Below are 16,863 nucleotides of genomic sequence, written 5' to 3' on the forward strand. Positions count from 1 at the left end.
AGAGCTTTGCCATGCCCCGTCCTATCGTTGCCACCGTGCACCTTGATGCCCTGCGCCATAATCTGTCCGCCGTGCGCCGCCACGCCCCGTCCGCCCACCTCTGGGCGGTGGTGAAAGCCAATGCGTATGGCCACGGCCTGCAACGGATGTGGCAGGCGTTTGATCAGGCCGACGGCTATGCGCTGCTCAACTATGAAGAGGCCGTCACCCTGCGCGAGGCGGGCTGGCAGGGGCCGATCCTGCTGCTGGAAGGGTTTTTCCATGCCGGGGATCTGGCGCTGCTGGACCGTTACCGGCTCACCACCGCCGTGCACAGCGCCTGGCAGATTGAGGCGCTGGCCGCCGCCCGGCCGGATGCGCCGATCGACGTCTACCTGAAGCTGAACAGCGGCATGAACCGCCTCGGCTTCCCGCCGGAACAGCTCACCGCCGCCTGGCAGCAACTCAGGGCGTTGCCGCAGGTCGGCACGATAACGCTGATGAGCCATTTCGCCGTGGCCGACGGCCCGGAGGGCGTCAACCAGCAGTACGCGGTGATTGAGCGGGTGGGGGCAGAGGTGCCGCTGCCGCGCTGCCTCGCCAATTCAGCCGCCACCCTCTGGCACCCGCACACCCACCACGCGGCCGTGCGGCCGGGCATCATCCTGTATGGGGCGTCACCGAGCGGCGTGGCGCAGGATATCGCCCCGGCCGGGCTGAAAGCGGGCATGAGCCTCACCAGTGAGATTATCGGCCTCCAGCAGTTACGCGCCGGTGACCGCGTCGGCTATGGCGCGACGTACACTGCCGCCGGCCCGCAACGCATGGGTGTGGTGGCCTGCGGCTACGCGGACGGTTACCCGCGCCATGCCCCGACCGGCACCCCGGTCTGCGTGGGCGGCGTGATGACCCGCACGCTGGGGCGCGTCTCGATGGATATGCTGGCGGTGGATCTCACCCCGTGCCCGCAGGCCGGGATCGGCACGCCGGTCGAGCTGTGGGGGGCGCAATTGCCGGTGGATGAGGTGGCCGCCGCCGCCGGGACATTAGGTTATGAACTGCTGACGGCGGTGACGGCGCGGGTGCCTTTCCGCTACGAAAACTGACGCAGGCACCCGCTGAGGGAGAGGGCGCGGTTACGCGCCCTGATCTGGGGAGGTGTTTTTATTCAGGGAGGTCAGGGTACCGCGCAACTGCTTGCTCAGCAGGCGCGCACGCAGCGCCAGCAGGCAACCCGCCAGCATCATCACCGCCAGCGACAGCTTGGGTGACAGCGGCAGCGCCATCGCCGCCAGCCCCAGCACCGAGCCTCCCGCCATCTGCACAAAGCCCACCAGCGCCGAGGCAACCCCGGCCTCACTGCCGTACGGCTCCAGCGCGTAGCTGGTGGCCGGGCCCATCATAAACGCCAGCCCGGCACAGGCCGCGGCCACCGGCAGCATATAGACCCACCAGTGCGGCTGCACCGCCTGCGGCAACAGCAGCACCCCTGCCACCAGCCCCAGAGCGCCCAGCAGCATCAGCAGGCTGCCGACAGCCAGGCAGACCGGGCGGCCGAGTTTATGGATCACGCGGTTGGCAAAGAAACTCACAAACAAAATCCAGAAGCCGTTGGCCCCGAACGCCAGCGAAAAGTGCAGCGGCGACAGCCCGCCGGTGCCCATCAGCACCGTGGGGGCGAGCGACACATAGGTCAGCGCCATGCCCATCGCCCCGGCGTTCACCAGGCTGAAGGTACGGAAGCGGTGATCGCGCAGGATGGCACCGTATTGCCGCAACGGCAGGCCGCGCACCGGCTGGGTGTCTGCCGGGCGGGTTTCCGGCAGCAGCGTGGCGATCACCACAAACACCACGGCGGCATAACCGGCCAGGAACCAGAAGGGCGCGCGCCAGCCAAAGGCCTCGGCCAGCAAGCCGCCCAGCAGCGGGGCCATCGCCGGCACAATGTTCAGCGTACCGTTGAGGAAACCAAAGGCGCGGGCGGCCTCTTCGCCGTTCATGCGGTCACGGATGCCGCTGAACGCCACCACGGCGGTACAGCAGACCGCCAGCCCCTGCACCAGGCGCGAGGCAATAAACATCGCCGGGCTGACGGAGAGCGCCGCCAATACCGCCCCGGCCAGATAAAGGGCAATCCCGGCCAGCGCCACCGGTTTGCGGCCGTAGTTGTCCACCAGTGGCCCGGCCACCAGCTGCCCGGCACCCAGCACCAGGATAAACAGGGAAATCGTCGCCTGGATCACCGCCTGCGGGCTGCCCAGCCCGGCAGCAATGGCAGGGATGGTCGGCAGGTAGAGATCAATGCCCAGAGGGCCAAGCAAGACAATAGAAAGCAACAGCAGTAAAAAGGTTCGCATAGTGTACGAGTAACATCCTCATGACGATCGTGCCGTAACCGGCAAAAGAAACGCGCCGCCTAACAGGCGGCGCGTCAATCACAGAGCGGGAGGGTGCCGGGCGGCGGCACCGTGCGCTTACGTTGTTTTCCAGAAGTCGTCAAATACCGTGACCGGCAACTGACGCTTGTGTTCGGTGCGGGTGTACCAGCGTTCAATAATCTCCGCCACCTTCGGCTCCGCCGGTTTGCCTTCCAGGTAGTCGTCGATCATCTCGTAGGTCACGCCCAGCGCCACTTCATCCGGCAGGCCGGGGCGATCCTCTTCCAGGTCCGCCGTCGGCACTTTCTTGTACAGGTGCTCCGGGCAGCCCAGCGCCGCCAGCAGCGCCTTACCCTGGCGCTTATTAAGGCGGAAAATCGGGTTGATGTCCGTGCCGCCGTCGCCGTATTTGGTGTAGAACCCGGTAACGGCCTCGGCTGCGTGGTCAGTGCCTACCACCAGCCCGCGCGTCATCCCGGCGATGCTGTATTGCGCTTTCATCCGCTCACGCGCTTTTTCATTGCCTTTGACAAAGTCGGACAGCTCAATGCCGGCCTTGCGCAGGGCGGCTTCACTGGCGACCACCGATTCCTTGATGTTCACCGTCAGCACGCGGTTGGGCTGGATAAAGGCGATGGCGTCCTGGCAATCGGCTTCATCCGCCTGGTTGCCGTACGGCAGGCGCACGCCGATGAATTCGTAGCTGTTGTCGCCGGTTTCCTCACGCAGCTCGGTGATGGCCATCTGGCTGAGTTTGCCGGTCAGGGTAGAGTCCTGGCCGCCGCTGATGCCCAGCACCAGCGTGCGCAGCGCCGGGTTAGCCTGAAGATATTCCTTCAGGAAGTCAACGCTGCGGCGGATCTCCTCCTGCGCGTCAATCTGTGGTTTTACCTTGAGTGCCTCAATAATCTCTTGTTGCAATGCCATTGCCACGCCTCCTGAGTGCCGGTTAACTGCGGATATCTCTGTTAATTCTAGACATAAAATCATTCATCCCGGAGATAAAACTACCCCGGCGGGGGATAAAGGACAAGGCGTGATCGCGTGTCAGGCGGTTGAGCGCGTGCGCATTGAGCAGAAAATCCGCCGTTTATCCAGACAGTTAGCTATGCTTAACCGGGGCCGGCCCGTGGAGGGCGGCCATTTCCGGATTAATCCGGGGCAACCCCGGCCGGTTTCCGGCGTCTCACTGAGGGGTGATGACACGATCGCCCATGATGGGGCCAGACAACCTGATAACAAGGAGGATTTATGCAGAGAGCGTTACCCGCGCCATTTGACTCACCGGTTCGCGCCGGCAACGGGGAGGGCGCGTACTGATGGCAACGGCAATTTTTATGGTATTGATGGTGTGCGGCTACTGGTACACCACCCGCGATGTCTCCTCGCGTTTCAAACTCAAGCGCACCTTTGGCTGGGACGTCTATTTTGTGGTGGCGTTGTACGGCTGTATTTTCGTGTTGCAGGGGCTGTTGGTGATCGCCATCGTCTACCTGGTGCTGTGGGGCTTCTCCGGGCTGATGAACCAGTTCCCGTGGATTATCGGGCATGACCTCCAGCTGCAACGGGACTTCATTATGTGGAGTTTCTTAGGCATCCAGGCCCCGGTGGTGATCATGCTGGCGGTGTCGGTGCTGTTGTGCCTCTCCTGCACCTCCTGGTCGCGCAATATGCAGCTTGACCCGGCCGGGCGCAAAAGCCTCTACCAGCAACTGACCCGCTCCAACGGCGTGGAAGGGCTGCTTTATCAGTGTATGGACCAGGGCGATCTGGTATTTGTCACGCTGCGCTCGCGCCGCGTCTACATCGGCATGGTGCATACCCTGCGCTGCGAAAGCGGCACCACGGACAACGTCGTGCTGATCCCGATGGTCAGCGGCTACCGCGACCCGGAAACCCAGAAGATGCAAGTCGAGCATAACTACGCCAGTTACTACCAGCAGCACGGTATTACGCCCACCTCAGAACCGGTTTCTGCGCTCTATTTCCGTAAGGTGATCATGCTGAACCAGATCGAGACGCTGTCGCTGTTTGACCCGGCCACCGCCACGGCCTTTGAGGCGCTGGCCGAGCGCGAGCGCAAAGAGGATGAGCAGGACGAGGCCCTGAAAAACCGCATTCCATAATTTGCGGCCACAAAAAAGCCGGGCAACGCGCCCGGCTTTTTTTATGCCTGCGTCAGCCGTCCGGGGGTTACCCGTTGATCACGACGCCGCCGTTGATGTGGAGAGTCTGGCCGCTGACGTACGAGGCGTCTTTGCAGGCCAGGTAAACATAGGCCGCCGCCAGTTCCGAAGGTTGGCCGGGGCGTTTCATCGGCGTCTCCAGGCCAAATTTCGAGACGTGATCCTCATCAAAGGTGGACGGGATAAGCGGCGTCCAGATCGGGCCGGGGGCCACAGAATTGACGCGGATGCCGCGCTCCAGCAGGTTGGTGGAGAGCGAGCGGGTAAAGGCGGTGATCGCCCCTTTGGTGGAGGAGTAATCAATCAGGGTCGGGTTGCCGCGGAAGGCGGTAATGGAGCTGGTGTTGATGATCGCGCCGCCCTCCGGCAGGTGCTTCAGCGCTGCCTGCACCAGGTAAACCATCGAGAAGAAGTTAGTGCGGAAGGTTTTCTCCAGCTGTTCTGCACTGATCTCTTCCGGCGTCTCTTGCGGGTGCTGCTCCCCGGCAATGTTCACCAGCACATCCAGCCCACCGAAATGGGCCGCGGTTTTCTCCACGGCCTCCGTGGCAAATGCCTGATCGCCGAGATCACCGCGTATCAGCAGCGGCTCCGGGCCATACTGGGCCGCCAGGCGCTGGGTTTCGCGGGCGTCCTCATCCTCCTCCAGGTAAACAATCGCGACCTTCGCCCCCTCTTTGGCGTAAGCAATGGTCACGGCGCGGCCGATGCCGCTGTCGCCGCCGGTGACCAGCGCCACTTTCTCCTTCAGCTTGCCCGCGGCGCAGTAGTCCGGATCGTCATACAGTGGTTTCGGCTCCATCGGGGCCTCGCGGCCGGGTTGCTGGTCCTGGTGCTGTTTGGGCAGGGTCTGTTCGCTCATGGTTCCTCCTTAAAGAAATAAACGGGGAGGGCGTGCCTCCCCGGTAACAATCAGGCCGGGACGGCGGCGGCCTTGGTGCTGCGTGACCAGATGCGGTGCTGTTCCAGGGCGTCGAGGAAGGTTTGCAGCAGCACCCCTTCGGCTTTGGCCCCTTCCGCAATGCCTTCTTCCGTGGCGCTGTCATCAATGCCGAGCAGCGGTTTGACGCGGGAGGCGTCACCGCTCAGGCCAATCACTTTCAGGTGCTTGTACGCTTCCAGCAGGAAGTGGCGGGCGTCGCCGTCCAGCAGCAGCGAGTCGATGTTGCCGTTCGGCACCAGCACCGCATCCACCGTCACCGACGGCGTGTTGCTGAAGGTGCCGTCCACCGGCACGGAGGAGCCGTCATCCGCCAGCACTTCGCCCATATGGCGGGCCAGCAGTTTCGGGTGAACCCCCTCGGTTTTCAGCGCCTGGAGGATCTCCAGCACGTCCGCCGCGTGTACGCCGTCACTCAGCATCACCGCCACGCAACGCCCTTTCAGCACACCGTCCCCGGTGGCATAGAGGCTCAGGGTCTCATCCTTTTGCAGGCCGTTGACGCTGTGCGGCAGCGGGTATTTTTTCGCGTCATCCGGCAGCCGGAAGCCGAGGTTTTTACCGACCTCTTCCGCCAGGTTGATGTCCACGCGTGCCAGCAGATCCACCACCCGCTCACGGATATAGGTGCGGCCCACCTTGCTCAGTTCAAAGGAAAACGCCCCGATGATGTGCTCCTGCTCCACCGGCGTCTGGCTCATCCAGAACAGGCGCGGCTGCGAGTAGTAATCCGCGAAGGATTCACTGCGTTCGCGCACTTTATGGCCGTCGATGCGCTCGTAGTGGCTCTCAAACCCGCCGCCCGAGGCTGCCGGCGGGGTTTCGCGCGGCCAGTTGTTGTTGATGGAGTTCGGCTCGTAGCTGGCCGGGTTGGTGTCGATGTCCATCCGGTGCATGCCGTCACGCTGGAAGTTGTGGTACGGGCAGACCGGCCGGTTAATCGGGATCTCATGGAAGTTCGGCCCGCCCAGGCGGCTGATCTGGGTATCGGTGTAGGAGAACAGCCGCCCCTGCAACAGCGGGTCATTGGTGAAGTCGATGCCGGGCACCACGTGGCCGGGGTGGAAGGCCACCTGCTCGGTCTCGGCGTGGAAGTTGTCCGGGTTACGGTTCAGCACCATCTTGCCGATGATCTCCACCGGCACCAGCGCCTCAGGGATCAGTTTGGTGGCGTCGAGCAAGTCGAAATCGAACTTGAACTCATCCTCTTCCGGGATCAGCTGCACGCCCAGCTCATATTCCGGGTAGTCCCCGGCCTCAATCGACTCCCACAGGTCACGGCGGTGGAAATCGCTGTCTTTACCGGCCAGTTTCTGCGCCTCATCCCACAGCAGCGAGGCTTTGCCCGCCAGCGGTTTCCAGTGGAAACGCACGAAGGTCGATTTCCCCTCGGCATTGATAAAGCGGAAGGTGTGGATGCCGAACCCTTCCATGGTGCGGTAGCTGCGCGGGATGCCGCGGTCAGACATCGCCCAGAAGACGTTATGCAGCGTCTCCGGCTGGAGCGAGACGTAATCCCAGAAGGTGTCGTGGGCGCTGGCACCCTGCGGCATCTCATTGTGCGGTTCCGGTTTTACCGCGTGGACAAAGTCCGGGAATTTATGGGCGTCCTGGATAAAGAACACCGGGGTATTGTTGCCGACCAGGTCGTAGTTGCCCTCGTCGGTATAAAACTTGGTGGCAAAGCCGCGGATGTCACGCACGGTATCGGCCGAACCGCGTGACCCCTGCACCGTGGAGAAGCGCACATAAACCGGGGTCTGTTTCGCCGGGTCCTGCAAAAAGGCGGCTTTGGTGACGTCACTCATTGAGCGGTAGGGCTGGAAGTAACCGTGGGCCGCCGAGCCGCGCGCATGCACGATGCGCTCCGGGATACGCTCGTGGTCAAAGTGGGTGATCTTCTCCCGCATAATGAAATCTTCGAGCAGCGTCGGGCCGCGGACGCCGGCGCGCAGGGAGTTCTGGTCGTTGGCAATTTTGGTGCCGTGGTCGGTGGTCAGCGGCTGGTTGGCCCCTTGCTTGCGGTGGATCTCCAGCGCATCGATCTTGGCGTTGTGGATGTCCGGGCTTTTCTGGCTGCCGGGGGCAGTCGGTTCCTTGCCGGGCGGTGTCGGTGCAGGGGAGGGCTGATGCGAATTATCTGCCGGGGCAAGATCTCCCAGGCCGGGCTGGGCAGCTTTGCCGTCCGTGGCCGGGGCCGGGTGAGAGGCGGTTTTCAGGGTTGTCTGATGACCTGTTATTTTCGACATTGAGCAATACTCCTCGGGGCGACGCTCTTATCATTGAGCTTTTGGGTGACCTTCAGATGGTGCAACCACTAACTATAGGACATCATGCCCACTTAACCGGAATTCTCGGACAAATCATGTTATCTTATAGGTATGGTTAATTTTTAATCACCCTTATCCCGGCTCGCCCGGCCTGCTTTCTGACCGTTCACCTTTTTTCACGCCGCTCCCCCCGATACGCCGCTGACCGGCAGTATTGCCGGGTTCCTTCAGGGCCAGATGCCCGCTCTTCACCTGTTTCATGGCCGCCACCTTGCGCGGCGCGCGTCTTTTCCCGGCCTGTGGTTACGGCCCGGCGCATCCTGAAAGGAGAAAGTATGATGTTATCCGGATTACTGTTCGCCGGCCGCGAAAGCCGCGGGCCCTGGGACGATCTCCGTCCGGTGCGCGGCGAGATGTTCGGCATTGAACGGCTGGAGCAGCACGCCGCCTCGCTGGCCGCCGCGCAGCCGGTGGCCGCCCGCCCGCCGTCCGTCAGGTCATTACAGGCCCGGCTCGACCAGAACGCCGCCATCCTGCTGTCGGCGTACCGGTCCAGTGCACAAGAGCTGGCGCAGGGGCGTCAGGTCGTGCCGGCGGCGGAATGGCTGCTGGACAACTACCACCTGGTCGCGGCGCAAATCACCGACATTCACCGCCATCTGCCGCCCGGCTATTACCGGCAACTGCCGAAACTGGCAGATGGCCCGTTTACCGGTTACCCCAGGGTCTTCGGGCTGGCCTGGGCCTATGTGACGCACACTGACAGCCATGTTGACCCGGAAACCCTGCGCCGCTTTATCAATGCCTATCAGCAGGTTCAACCCCTGACCATTGGGGAGCTGTGGGCCGTGGCGATCACGCTGCGTATCGTGTTGATTGAGAACCTGCGGCGGCTGGCGGAACAGATAACCCAGGGCCGCCAGGCGCGTAATGAGGCCGACCGGCTGACCGCCCAATTGATGACCCAGGAGGATGCGCTGATGGCGCTGGCATCGGCCTCTGCCGCCCTGGGCAATGCCCCGTTGCCGGAGATATACGCCGCGCAACTGGTGAAAAACCTGCGCGGCCAGGACCCGGAAACCACCCCGGCGCTGAGCTGGCTGGCGCGCCGCCTGCAACAGCAGGGCACCACCCCGGATGAGGTGGTGCTGCATGCCCAACAGCGGCTGGGGGCATCGAACGTGTCGGTGCGCAATGTGATAACCAGTATGCGGATGATCTCCGATCTCGACTGGGCCGTGATGTTTGAGAGCGTGAGCCTGGTCGACCGCACCCTGCGGCAGGCCGGGGCGTTTGCCGCGATGGATTTCCCGACCCGCAACCGCTACCGCGGTGCGATTGAACAGCTGGCCCGCGGTGCCGGCCGGCCGGAGGGGGAGGTGGCGGCTGAGGCGGTGGCGCTGGCCACCGCGCCCGGCGACGCGCGCTTGCCGCAGCAGAACGAGCCGGGTTACTACCTGATTGACCACGGGCGCCATCAGCTTGAAACCCGGATCGGCTTTACCCCTTCCCTGACGCTGCGGCTGCAGCGCGGCTTCCGGCGGGTCGGGCTGACCGGCTACCTGCTGGCGCAACTGGCGGTCACCCTGGCCGGGGCCGCCGCCCTCTGGGCCGGGCTGGCCGCGCTGATGCCCGGCGGTGTCGGCGCGGCGGGCTGGGCGGCCCTGTTGCTGAGCCTGTTCCCCCTGAGCGGGCTGGCGGCGGTGCTGGTCAACCGGACGATCAACAGCCTGTTTGCCGCCAAACCGTTGCCGGCGATGTCGCTGGAGCAGGGGGTACCCGCCGCGCTGCGCAGCATGGTGGTGGTGCCGACCCTGCTGACGCGGGCAGAGGACATCAATGAGCAGATTGAACAGCTGGAAGTGCACTACCTGACCGGTGTCTCCGGCGATCTGACTTTCGCCCTGCTTACCGACGGCATAGACGCCGCGACCGAAACCACCCAACAGGATGCCGAGCTGCTGGCGGGCGCCCGCCGGGCGATGGCGGCGCTGAATGCACGTTACGGGCCGGGCAGCCACGGGCCGCGTTTCCTGTTGTTGCACCGCCGCCGCCATTACAACCCGGCTGAAGGGGTGTGGATGGGCTGGGAGCGCAAACGCGGCAAACTGCATGAGCTGAACCGGCTGCTGCGCGGTGCCACAGACACCCATTTTATGGCAGAAGAGGGGCAGGCCCCCTGGGTGCCGCCGGATGTCCGCTACGTCATCACCCTGGACGCAGATACCCACCTGCCGCGTGATGTGGCGCAAAAACTGATTGGCAAAATGGCCCACCCGCTGAACCAGCCGCGCTGGGACGCCGGGAACACCTGGCTCGTCTCCGGCTATGCGATCCTGCAACCCCGCGTCACCATGGCGCTGCCGATGGGCCGTGAGGGATCACCTTACCAGCGTATTTTCTCCGGGCAGGGCGGCATTGATCCCTATGCGGCGGCCGTGTCCGATGTTTACCAGGATCTGTTTGGCGAAGGCTCCTACACCGGGAAAGGCATTTATGACGTGGATGCCTTTGAGCAGGCCCTGCACGGGCGGATCCCGGAAAACACCCTGCTGAGCCATGACCTGTTCGAAGGGGCGTGCGCCCGCGCCGGGCTGGCCTCAGATGTTGAGCTGGTCGAGGCACCGCCTGCGCGCTATGACGTGATTGCCCGCCGCCAGCACCGCTGGACGCGCGGTGACTGGCAGTTGTTGCCGTGGCTGGTGGGTAACGGCCCGGCCGGGGCAGAGACGCCTGACGGCCGGGGCGGGCTGGATGCGGTCGGCCGCTGGAAGATGACCGACAACCTGCGGCGTTCGCTGGTCAGCCCGGCCTTGCTGCTGGCCCTGGCCGCGGGCTGGACACTGCCGGCGGCGGCGGCCTGGCTGGTGACCTTATCGCTGCTGGCTACCCTGCTGTTAACCTCCATTGTCCCGCCGTGGTGGGAGGCGCTGTTGCGCAGCCGCCGGCCGGCGTTATCCGCAGCGGATAACCTGCGGTTAATGAAGCAGGAGGGGCGCCTCTCCTGCCAGCAGGCGTTACTGACCCTCTGTTTGTTGCCGGATAATGCCTGGCGGATGCTGGATGCGATTGTGCGCACCCTTTATCGCGTGACAGTGTCACGCAAACACCTGCTGGAGTGGGTGCCGGCCGCGCAACTGGCCGCCAACCCGTCACCCACCTTTGCCGGTTTTTACCGGCTGATGATGCCCGGCACCCTGCTGGCGCTGGCGCTCTGCCTGCTGGCCGGTCTTACCGCCCCCTGGAACAGCGGGCTGGTTCTGCTGTTTGGTGCGCTGTGGCTGGCCGCCCCGGCGGTGGCCTGCTGGGCCAGCCGTGAACCGGCGCAGGCCCGGCGGCAGGCCCTCAGCGCGCCTGACCGCCACGCGCTGCGCCTGATTGCCCGCCAGACCTGGCGCTACTTTGAAACCTATGTCACGGCCGCAGAGCACTGGCTGCCGCCGGATAATTTTCAGGAGCAGCCTAAGCCGGTGATCGCCCACCGGACCTCACCCACCAATATCGGCCTCTATCTGCTCTCCACCCTGGCCGCACGTGATTTCGGCTGGACCGGGCTGGCGCGCACCGTTGCGCGGCTGGAAGAGACTTTCGGCACACTGGTGCAGATGCCGCGCCATAACGGCCACTTCCTTAACTGGTACGGCACCCGTGATTTACAGGTGCTGCAACCGGCGTATGTCTCCGCCGTGGACAGCGGCAACCTGGCCGGGCATCTGCTGGTGGTGGCGGCAGCCTGTGAGGCCTGGTGCCACCAGAATGAGGTGCAGGACCCGTACAGTGCGGTTGACGACCACCTGCGGTTAATGGAACAGGCGTTGGCGGCGGCCCCGCTGCCTGCCGGCAGCCCGGCGGAGACGTTCCATTCCCGGCTGGCGGAGCTGCGCGCCGATGTGGCGCTGGCACAGCCGTGGCCGGCGCTGTTGGCGGCGTTGCTGCCGTTAAGCGAACCGCTGCTGCAGGCGGCGCGCCAGGCCGCCCCCGGCACGCCGGACGGTGAGGAGCCGGCGTTGCTGTTTGCCTGCCGGGCGCTGCATGGCATGCTCCAGGAACACGACTACGATCGCCGCCATCAGGACGGCCCAGGCTGGCTGGCCCCGCGTTTGCTGCGCCTGGCGCAACAGGCGCGCGATCTGGCCTATGGCATGGATTTCCGTTTCCTGGTCAACCCCGAACGCCAGCTGTTGTCCATCGGTTTTTCCGTGGCGGATAACCAGCTAGACGGCAGTTGTTATGACCTGCTGGCCTCCGAGGCGCGGCTGGCCAGTTTGTTTGCCATCGCCAAGGGGGATATTGCCACCCGCCACTGGTTCCGGCTGGGGCGCAACACCGTGCGGTTGCAGCACCAGGCGGCGCTGCTCTCGTGGTCCGGGTCGATGTTTGAGTATCTGATGCCGTCACTGGTGCTGCGTGCGCCGGAAGAGAGCCTGCTGGCGGAAACAAACCGCCTGGTGGTGGCCCAGCAACAGGCCTATGGCCGCCGCCTGGGCATTCCCTGGGGCATCTCTGAATCCGCCTATAATGCACGGGATCTCGAGTTTACTTACCAATACTCCAACTTCGGCGTGCCGGGGCTGGGGCTGAAACGCGGGCTGGCGGAAAACACCGTGATCGCCCCCTATGCCAGCGGGCTGGCGTCGATGGTCGACCCGGCCGGGGCCGCGGAGAACTACCGGCGCATGGCGCGGCTGGGCGCTTATGGCCGCTACGGCTTTTATGAGGCGCTCGACTTCACCCCGAGCCGCCTGCCGCGTGGGGAGCGCGTCGCCGTCGTCTATAACTACATGGCCCACCACCAGGGCATGACGCTGGTGGCATTGGCCAACGTGCTGCACGACGGGCTGATGCGGGAACGCTTCCACCGGGAACCGGCCATCCAGTCCGTGGCGCTGCTGCTGCAGGAGCGCCTGCCGCAGGCACCGGCACTCGTCCGGCCGCTGGCGGATGAAGTGCGCGCGTCCGCAGGCAGCAATGAGGAAGAGAGCGGGGCGTATCGCCACTTTACCGGCACGCCGCCGGGCGCACCCGTCACCCATCTGCTCTCCAACGGTAACTATGCGGTGATGATCTCCGCCACCGGCGGCGGTTACAGCCGCTGGCACGACATCGCCGTCACCCGCTGGCGTGAGGACAGCACCCGTGACAACTGGGGATCGCTGATCCTGCTGCGCGATCTGCGCAGCGGCCGCATCTGGTCAGCCTGTGCAGCCCTGCAATCCCCGGAAGAGGCGCAGCGGGAGGGCGGCCGCCCGGCGCGTGTGCTGACGCCGTCACGCCGGACGCAACAGCTGGATAAACACCATGCGGTGCTGTTTGGGGAGGATCATGCGGCCTTTACCCGCCACGAGCAGCGGCTGACGTCGCGGCTGGAGATGCTGGTGTCCGGTGAGGATGACAGTGAGGTGCGGCGCATCACCCTGACCAACCGCGGGCGCCGGCTGCGTGAGCTGGACTTTACCTCCTATATGGAGCTGGTGCTGACCCAGGCCGCCACTGACAATGCCCATACCGCCTTTGCCAGGATGTTTGTGCAGACGGCGTTCCTGCCGGAGTATGGCGCGCTGATCGCCACCCGCCGCCGCCGCACGCCGGATGAACCGGTGATTTGGGCCGGGCATTTTGTGGTGGTGGAGGGCGATACGCAGCATGAGATTGGCTATGAGAGCGACCGCGCACGCTTTATCGGCAACGGCTTTTCGGTGTTTGAGGCGCAGGCGATGCAGCCGGATCAGGCGCTCTCCGGCACCACCGGCACGGTGCTTGATCCGATCTTTTCCCTGCGGCGCAAGGTGAGGATCGGGGCCGGGAAAACCGTGCGGGTGGCGTTCTGGACGGTGGTCGCCGGTTCCCGCGACGCCCTGATCAGCCTGATTGACAAGCACCATGACCGCCACGCCTTTGACCGCGCCAAAACCCTGGCCTGGACGCAGGCGCAGGTGCAATTACGCCACCTGGCGGTGAAACACAGCGAGGCGGCCGATTTCCAGCGGCTGACCGCGCCGCTGCTGTATGCCGATCCGCGCTTTGGCGCGCCGCCGGCGGAGATCATCCGCGGGGCCGGGCCGCAGTCTGACTTGTGGCCGCTCGCCATCTCCGGCGATCTGCCGATCGTGCTGCTGCGTATTGATGACGCGGCGGATATTGCCCAGGTCAAACAGCTGCTGCGCGCGCATGAATACTGGCGGCTGAAGTTGTTGAGCGTTGATCTGGTGATCGTCAACGACCGCGCCTCCTCCTATATCCAGGATCTGCAAATCGCCATTGATACCGCGGTGCGCAGCAGCCAGTCACGGCCGCGGTTGGGGGCGGTGGTGCAGGGGCAGGTCTATACGCTGCGGGCCGATCTGATGAGCAGTACGGCCCATGCGCTGCTGGCCTCGGCGGCGCGGGTGGTATTGCATGCCCGTAACGGGCCGCTGGAGCGCCAGCTGGCCTTTATGCCGCCCCTTGCCACAGAGGCGTATGCAGAAACCGGGACGTACCACGGCCAGCCTGATCCCCTGCCGGAGGAGGAAGCCCTGGAGTTTTTCAACGGCATCGGCGGTTTTGCCAACCAGGGGCGGGAGTACGTCTGCCGGCTGGAGGGCCGCAAGATGACGCCGTTACCCTGGATCAATGTGGTGGCCAACCCCGCCTTTGGCTTCCAGGTGTCGGCACGCGGCAGCGGCTACACCTGGGCGGAAAACAGCCGGGATAACCAGCTCACCCCCTGGAGCAACGATGCGGTCTGCGATCCGTCCGGCGAGGCCTTCTATCTGTTTGACCGCGAAAGCGGGGCCTTGTGGAGCCCGACCGCGCAGCCGATTGATGACGGCGGGCGTTATGAGTCGCGCCACGGCTGGGGGTACAGCAGCTTCCGCCACCGCGCCAACCAGATTGAAACCACGCTGTTGCACTATGTGCCGCTGGCGGATGCGGTGAAAATTTCGCGGCTGACGGTGCGCAACCTCAGCCAGCGGCGGCGTGTCATCCAGGTCACGGCTTATGCGGAATGGGTGCTGGGCAGCCAGCGGGGGGCCACCGCGCCGTTTGTGATAACCGACCGGGATGCCCACAGCGGGGCCATCCGCGCCCGCAACCTGTGGGGGATGCAGTTCCCCGGCCGGGTGGCATTCGGCTGCCTGCGTGAACCGGCAGAGGCCTCGACCGCCAGCCGCCGGGAGTTTCTCGGCCGGAACGGCCATACCGGTGAGCCGCTGGCGTTAATCAGCGGCACGCCGCTCTCCGGGTTTACCGGCGCGCGCACCGATCCCTGCTGTGCCTTGCAGCACTCGCTGGATCTGCCGCCGGGCGGCAGTGCGGAGGTGGTGTTCCTGCTCGGCCAGGGCAGCAATGAGGAGGACGCCCAGCGGCTGATTGCCTATTACCGGAAAACCGATCTGGATGCGGTACTGCGGGAGGTCACCGCACACTGGCTGGAGGTCACCCAGGCTGTGCATGTGCAGACCCCCGACCGGGCCATGGATATTCTGCTCAACGGCTGGCTGCTCTACCAGACGCGTGCCTGCCGCATCCAGGCACGCTGCGGCTTCTACCAGACCAGCGGGGCCTACGGCTTCCGCGACCAGTTGCAGGACGGCATGGCGCTGACCCTGACACGGCCGCAGGAGACCCGGTCGCACATTCTGCGCGCGGCCGGGCGGCAGTTCCCGGAAGGGGATGTGCAGCACTGGTGGCTGCCGCATTCCGGCCAGGGGGTGCGCACCCGCATCTCTGATGACCGGGTCTGGCTGGCCTTTGCCACCGCCACCTATCTGGGCGTGACGCAGGATGAGGCGATCCTGGATGAACGCCTGCCGTTCCTCGACGGGCCGCCGCTGGCGGAGGGCCAGCATGACGCCTTCCTGCAACCCGGCCTCTCGGCTGAACAGGCGTCGCTGTTTGAACATTGCGCCCGCGGGCTGGACCAGTGCATCACGCTGACCGGCCAACACGGCCTGCCGCTGATCGGCACCGGTGACTGGAACGACGGCATGAACCGCGTGGGCGAGCAGGGCAAAGGGGAGAGCGTCTGGCTGGGGTGGCTGTTTATCCGGGCTGTCGCGCTGTTTGCGCCTTATGCCCGCCGTTACGATGCCCCGCGCGTGGCGCGTTGGGAGGCCCATGCGCAGGCGGTGCTGCAGGCGATTGAAACCCATGCCTGGGACGGCGAGTGGTACCGCCGTGCCACCTTTGATGACGGCACCTGGCTGGGCAGCCGGCAGAGTGAGGAGTGCCGCATCGATGCCATTGCCCAGAGCTGGGCGGTGCTCTCCGGCAAGGCTGACCCGGCGCGGATGCGCCGCGCGATGGCGTCGCTGTCGCAACAGCTGATCCTGCCGGATGCGGGCCTGTCATTGCTGTTTACCCCGCCGTTTGACCAGACGGCGCACGACCCCGGTTACATCAAAGGGTATCCGCCCGGCCTGCGGGAAAATGGCGGGCAATATACCCACGCCGCAATGTGGAATATCCTGGCTTATGCGGCGCTGGGCGACAGCCAGCGCGCGGTCTCCCTGTTCTCCCTGCTTAACCCGATCCACCACAGCGCCACCGCGCAACAGGTCGCTACCTATCAGACCGAGCCGTATGTGATGGCGGCCGATGTGTACTCGGTGGCACCGCATCAGGGGCGGGGCGGCTGGACATGGTATACCGGCTCGGCAGGCTGGATGTACCGGGCGGGGCTGGAGGGCATTCTCGGGCTGACGCGGGCAGGGGATACGCTGGTTCTCGCCCCTTGCCTGCCCGTGGCCTGGCCGGGGGTCACGCTGATGGTGATGCTTGGCGGGCGGCATTGCCGGATCACGCTGCATAACCAGCGGCATGGGCAGCACCATGCCACGCTGGATGGGGGGCTGCTGGCCTGGCCCGCCGGAGAAAAACTGCTGATCCCGCTGACTGACGGCGATCACCAGGTGGAGGTTTTTCTGTAACCCGCTAAGGCAGGCGTGAATTACCGTAGAAAGGGCAGGGGGAATATCGTCCCGCTGCCCTTTATTATTGGGCAGGCAACCGGTAAGTGTGTTTGTTATTTAACCAGTCAAGAGCAGGGCGTGTAAAAATTAAGTCAAATTTGGCCCAGGAAAAGGCGGTTAATTAAGATTAATCTAAAAAGAACCGTTATTTACATT

General features: G+C 64.6%; 8 protein-coding genes. 3 read left to right on the forward strand and 5 right to left on the reverse strand.

Features of this window, described 5'->3' with window-relative positions; translation table 11 throughout:
• Positions 1 to 11: 11 nt before the first annotated feature.
• Positions 12 to 1,085, forward strand: a complete 1,074-nt coding sequence (dadX, locus tag JK232_RS18465) for a catabolic alanine racemase DadX (protein WP_072929889.1) — start codon at positions 12 to 14, stop codon at positions 1,083 to 1,085.
• A gap of 30 nt (positions 1,086 to 1,115) precedes the next feature.
• On the opposite strand, the gene JK232_RS18470 is transcribed toward dadX, so the two are convergent.
• Both JK232_RS18470 and nadE read right to left on the reverse strand, forming a co-directional pair.
• The gene (locus tag JK232_RS18470; protein ID WP_212589564.1) at positions 1,116 to 2,336 is read right to left on the reverse strand and encodes a multidrug effflux MFS transporter; all 1,221 of its coding nucleotides are present in this window, start codon (positions 2,334 to 2,336) and stop codon (positions 1,116 to 1,118) included.
• Positions 2,337 to 2,453: 117 nt separating this feature from the next.
• A complete protein-coding gene (gene nadE / locus JK232_RS18475; protein ID WP_072929886.1) occupies positions 2,454 to 3,284 on the reverse strand; it encodes an ammonia-dependent NAD(+) synthetase in 831 nt (276 codons plus the stop codon).
• Between the two features lie 392 nt (positions 3,285 to 3,676).
• On the opposite strand from nadE, the gene JK232_RS18480 reads away from it, so the two are divergent.
• Positions 3,677 to 4,483 carry a hypothetical protein gene (locus tag JK232_RS18480; protein ID WP_072929884.1) on the forward strand — a complete coding sequence of 269 codons (807 nt, stop codon included), beginning with the start codon at positions 3,677 to 3,679 and terminating at the stop codon, positions 4,481 to 4,483.
• Positions 4,484 to 4,550: 67 nt separating this feature from the next.
• On the opposite strand, the gene JK232_RS18485 is transcribed toward JK232_RS18480, so the two are convergent.
• The 3 genes from JK232_RS18485 to JK232_RS22960 form a co-directional block, all read right to left on the reverse strand.
• Complete coding sequence (locus tag JK232_RS18485) at positions 4,551 to 5,405, reverse strand: SDR family oxidoreductase (protein ID WP_072929882.1); 855 nt, start codon at positions 5,403 to 5,405, stop codon at positions 4,551 to 4,553.
• 50 nt (positions 5,406 to 5,455) lie between these two features.
• Positions 5,456 to 7,732 carry a catalase HPII gene (katE, locus tag JK232_RS18490; RefSeq protein ID WP_101834133.1) on the reverse strand — a complete coding sequence of 759 codons (2,277 nt, stop codon included), beginning with the start codon at positions 7,730 to 7,732 and terminating at the stop codon, positions 5,456 to 5,458.
• 153 nt (positions 7,733 to 7,885) lie between these two features.
• A complete protein-coding gene (locus tag JK232_RS22960) occupies positions 7,886 to 8,014 on the reverse strand; it encodes a hypothetical protein (RefSeq protein WP_276327358.1) in 129 nt (42 codons plus the stop codon).
• A gap of 74 nt (positions 8,015 to 8,088) precedes the next feature.
• On the opposite strand from JK232_RS22960, the gene JK232_RS18495 reads away from it, so the two are divergent.
• Positions 8,089 to 16,665 (forward strand): glycoside hydrolase family 94 protein, encoded by an 8,577-nt coding sequence (locus tag JK232_RS18495; protein ID WP_212589565.1) that lies wholly within the window; start codon positions 8,089 to 8,091, stop codon positions 16,663 to 16,665.
• Positions 16,666 to 16,863: the final 198 nt, after the last annotated feature.

This window comes from Nissabacter archeti (assembly GCF_018257325.1).
GTDB lineage: Bacteria > Pseudomonadota > Gammaproteobacteria > Enterobacterales > Enterobacteriaceae > Chimaeribacter > Chimaeribacter arupi.

Bases quoted from the DNA above. Each gene is read 5' to 3' on its own strand.
- JK232_RS18470 (WP_212589564.1), bottom strand. From the start codon at position 2,336: ATGCGAACCTTTTTACTGCTGTTGCTTTCTATTGTCTTGCTTGGCCCT.
- JK232_RS18495 (WP_212589565.1), top strand. From the start codon at position 8,089: ATGATGTTATCCGGATTACTGTTCGCCGGCCGCGAAAGCCGCGGGCCC.
- JK232_RS22960 (WP_276327358.1), bottom strand. From the start codon at position 8,014: ATGAAACAGGTGAAGAGCGGGCATCTGGCCCTGAAGGAACCCGGCAAT.
- nadE (WP_072929886.1), bottom strand. From the start codon at position 3,284: ATGGCATTGCAACAAGAGATTATTGAGGCACTCAAGGTAAAACCACAG.
- JK232_RS18485 (WP_072929882.1), bottom strand. From the start codon at position 5,405: ATGAGCGAACAGACCCTGCCCAAACAGCACCAGGACCAGCAACCCGGC.
- JK232_RS18480 (WP_072929884.1), top strand. From the start codon at position 3,677: ATGGCAACGGCAATTTTTATGGTATTGATGGTGTGCGGCTACTGGTAC.
- dadX (WP_072929889.1), top strand. From the start codon at position 12: ATGCCCCGTCCTATCGTTGCCACCGTGCACCTTGATGCCCTGCGCCAT.
- katE (WP_101834133.1), bottom strand. From the start codon at position 7,732: ATGTCGAAAATAACAGGTCATCAGACAACCCTGAAAACCGCCTCTCAC.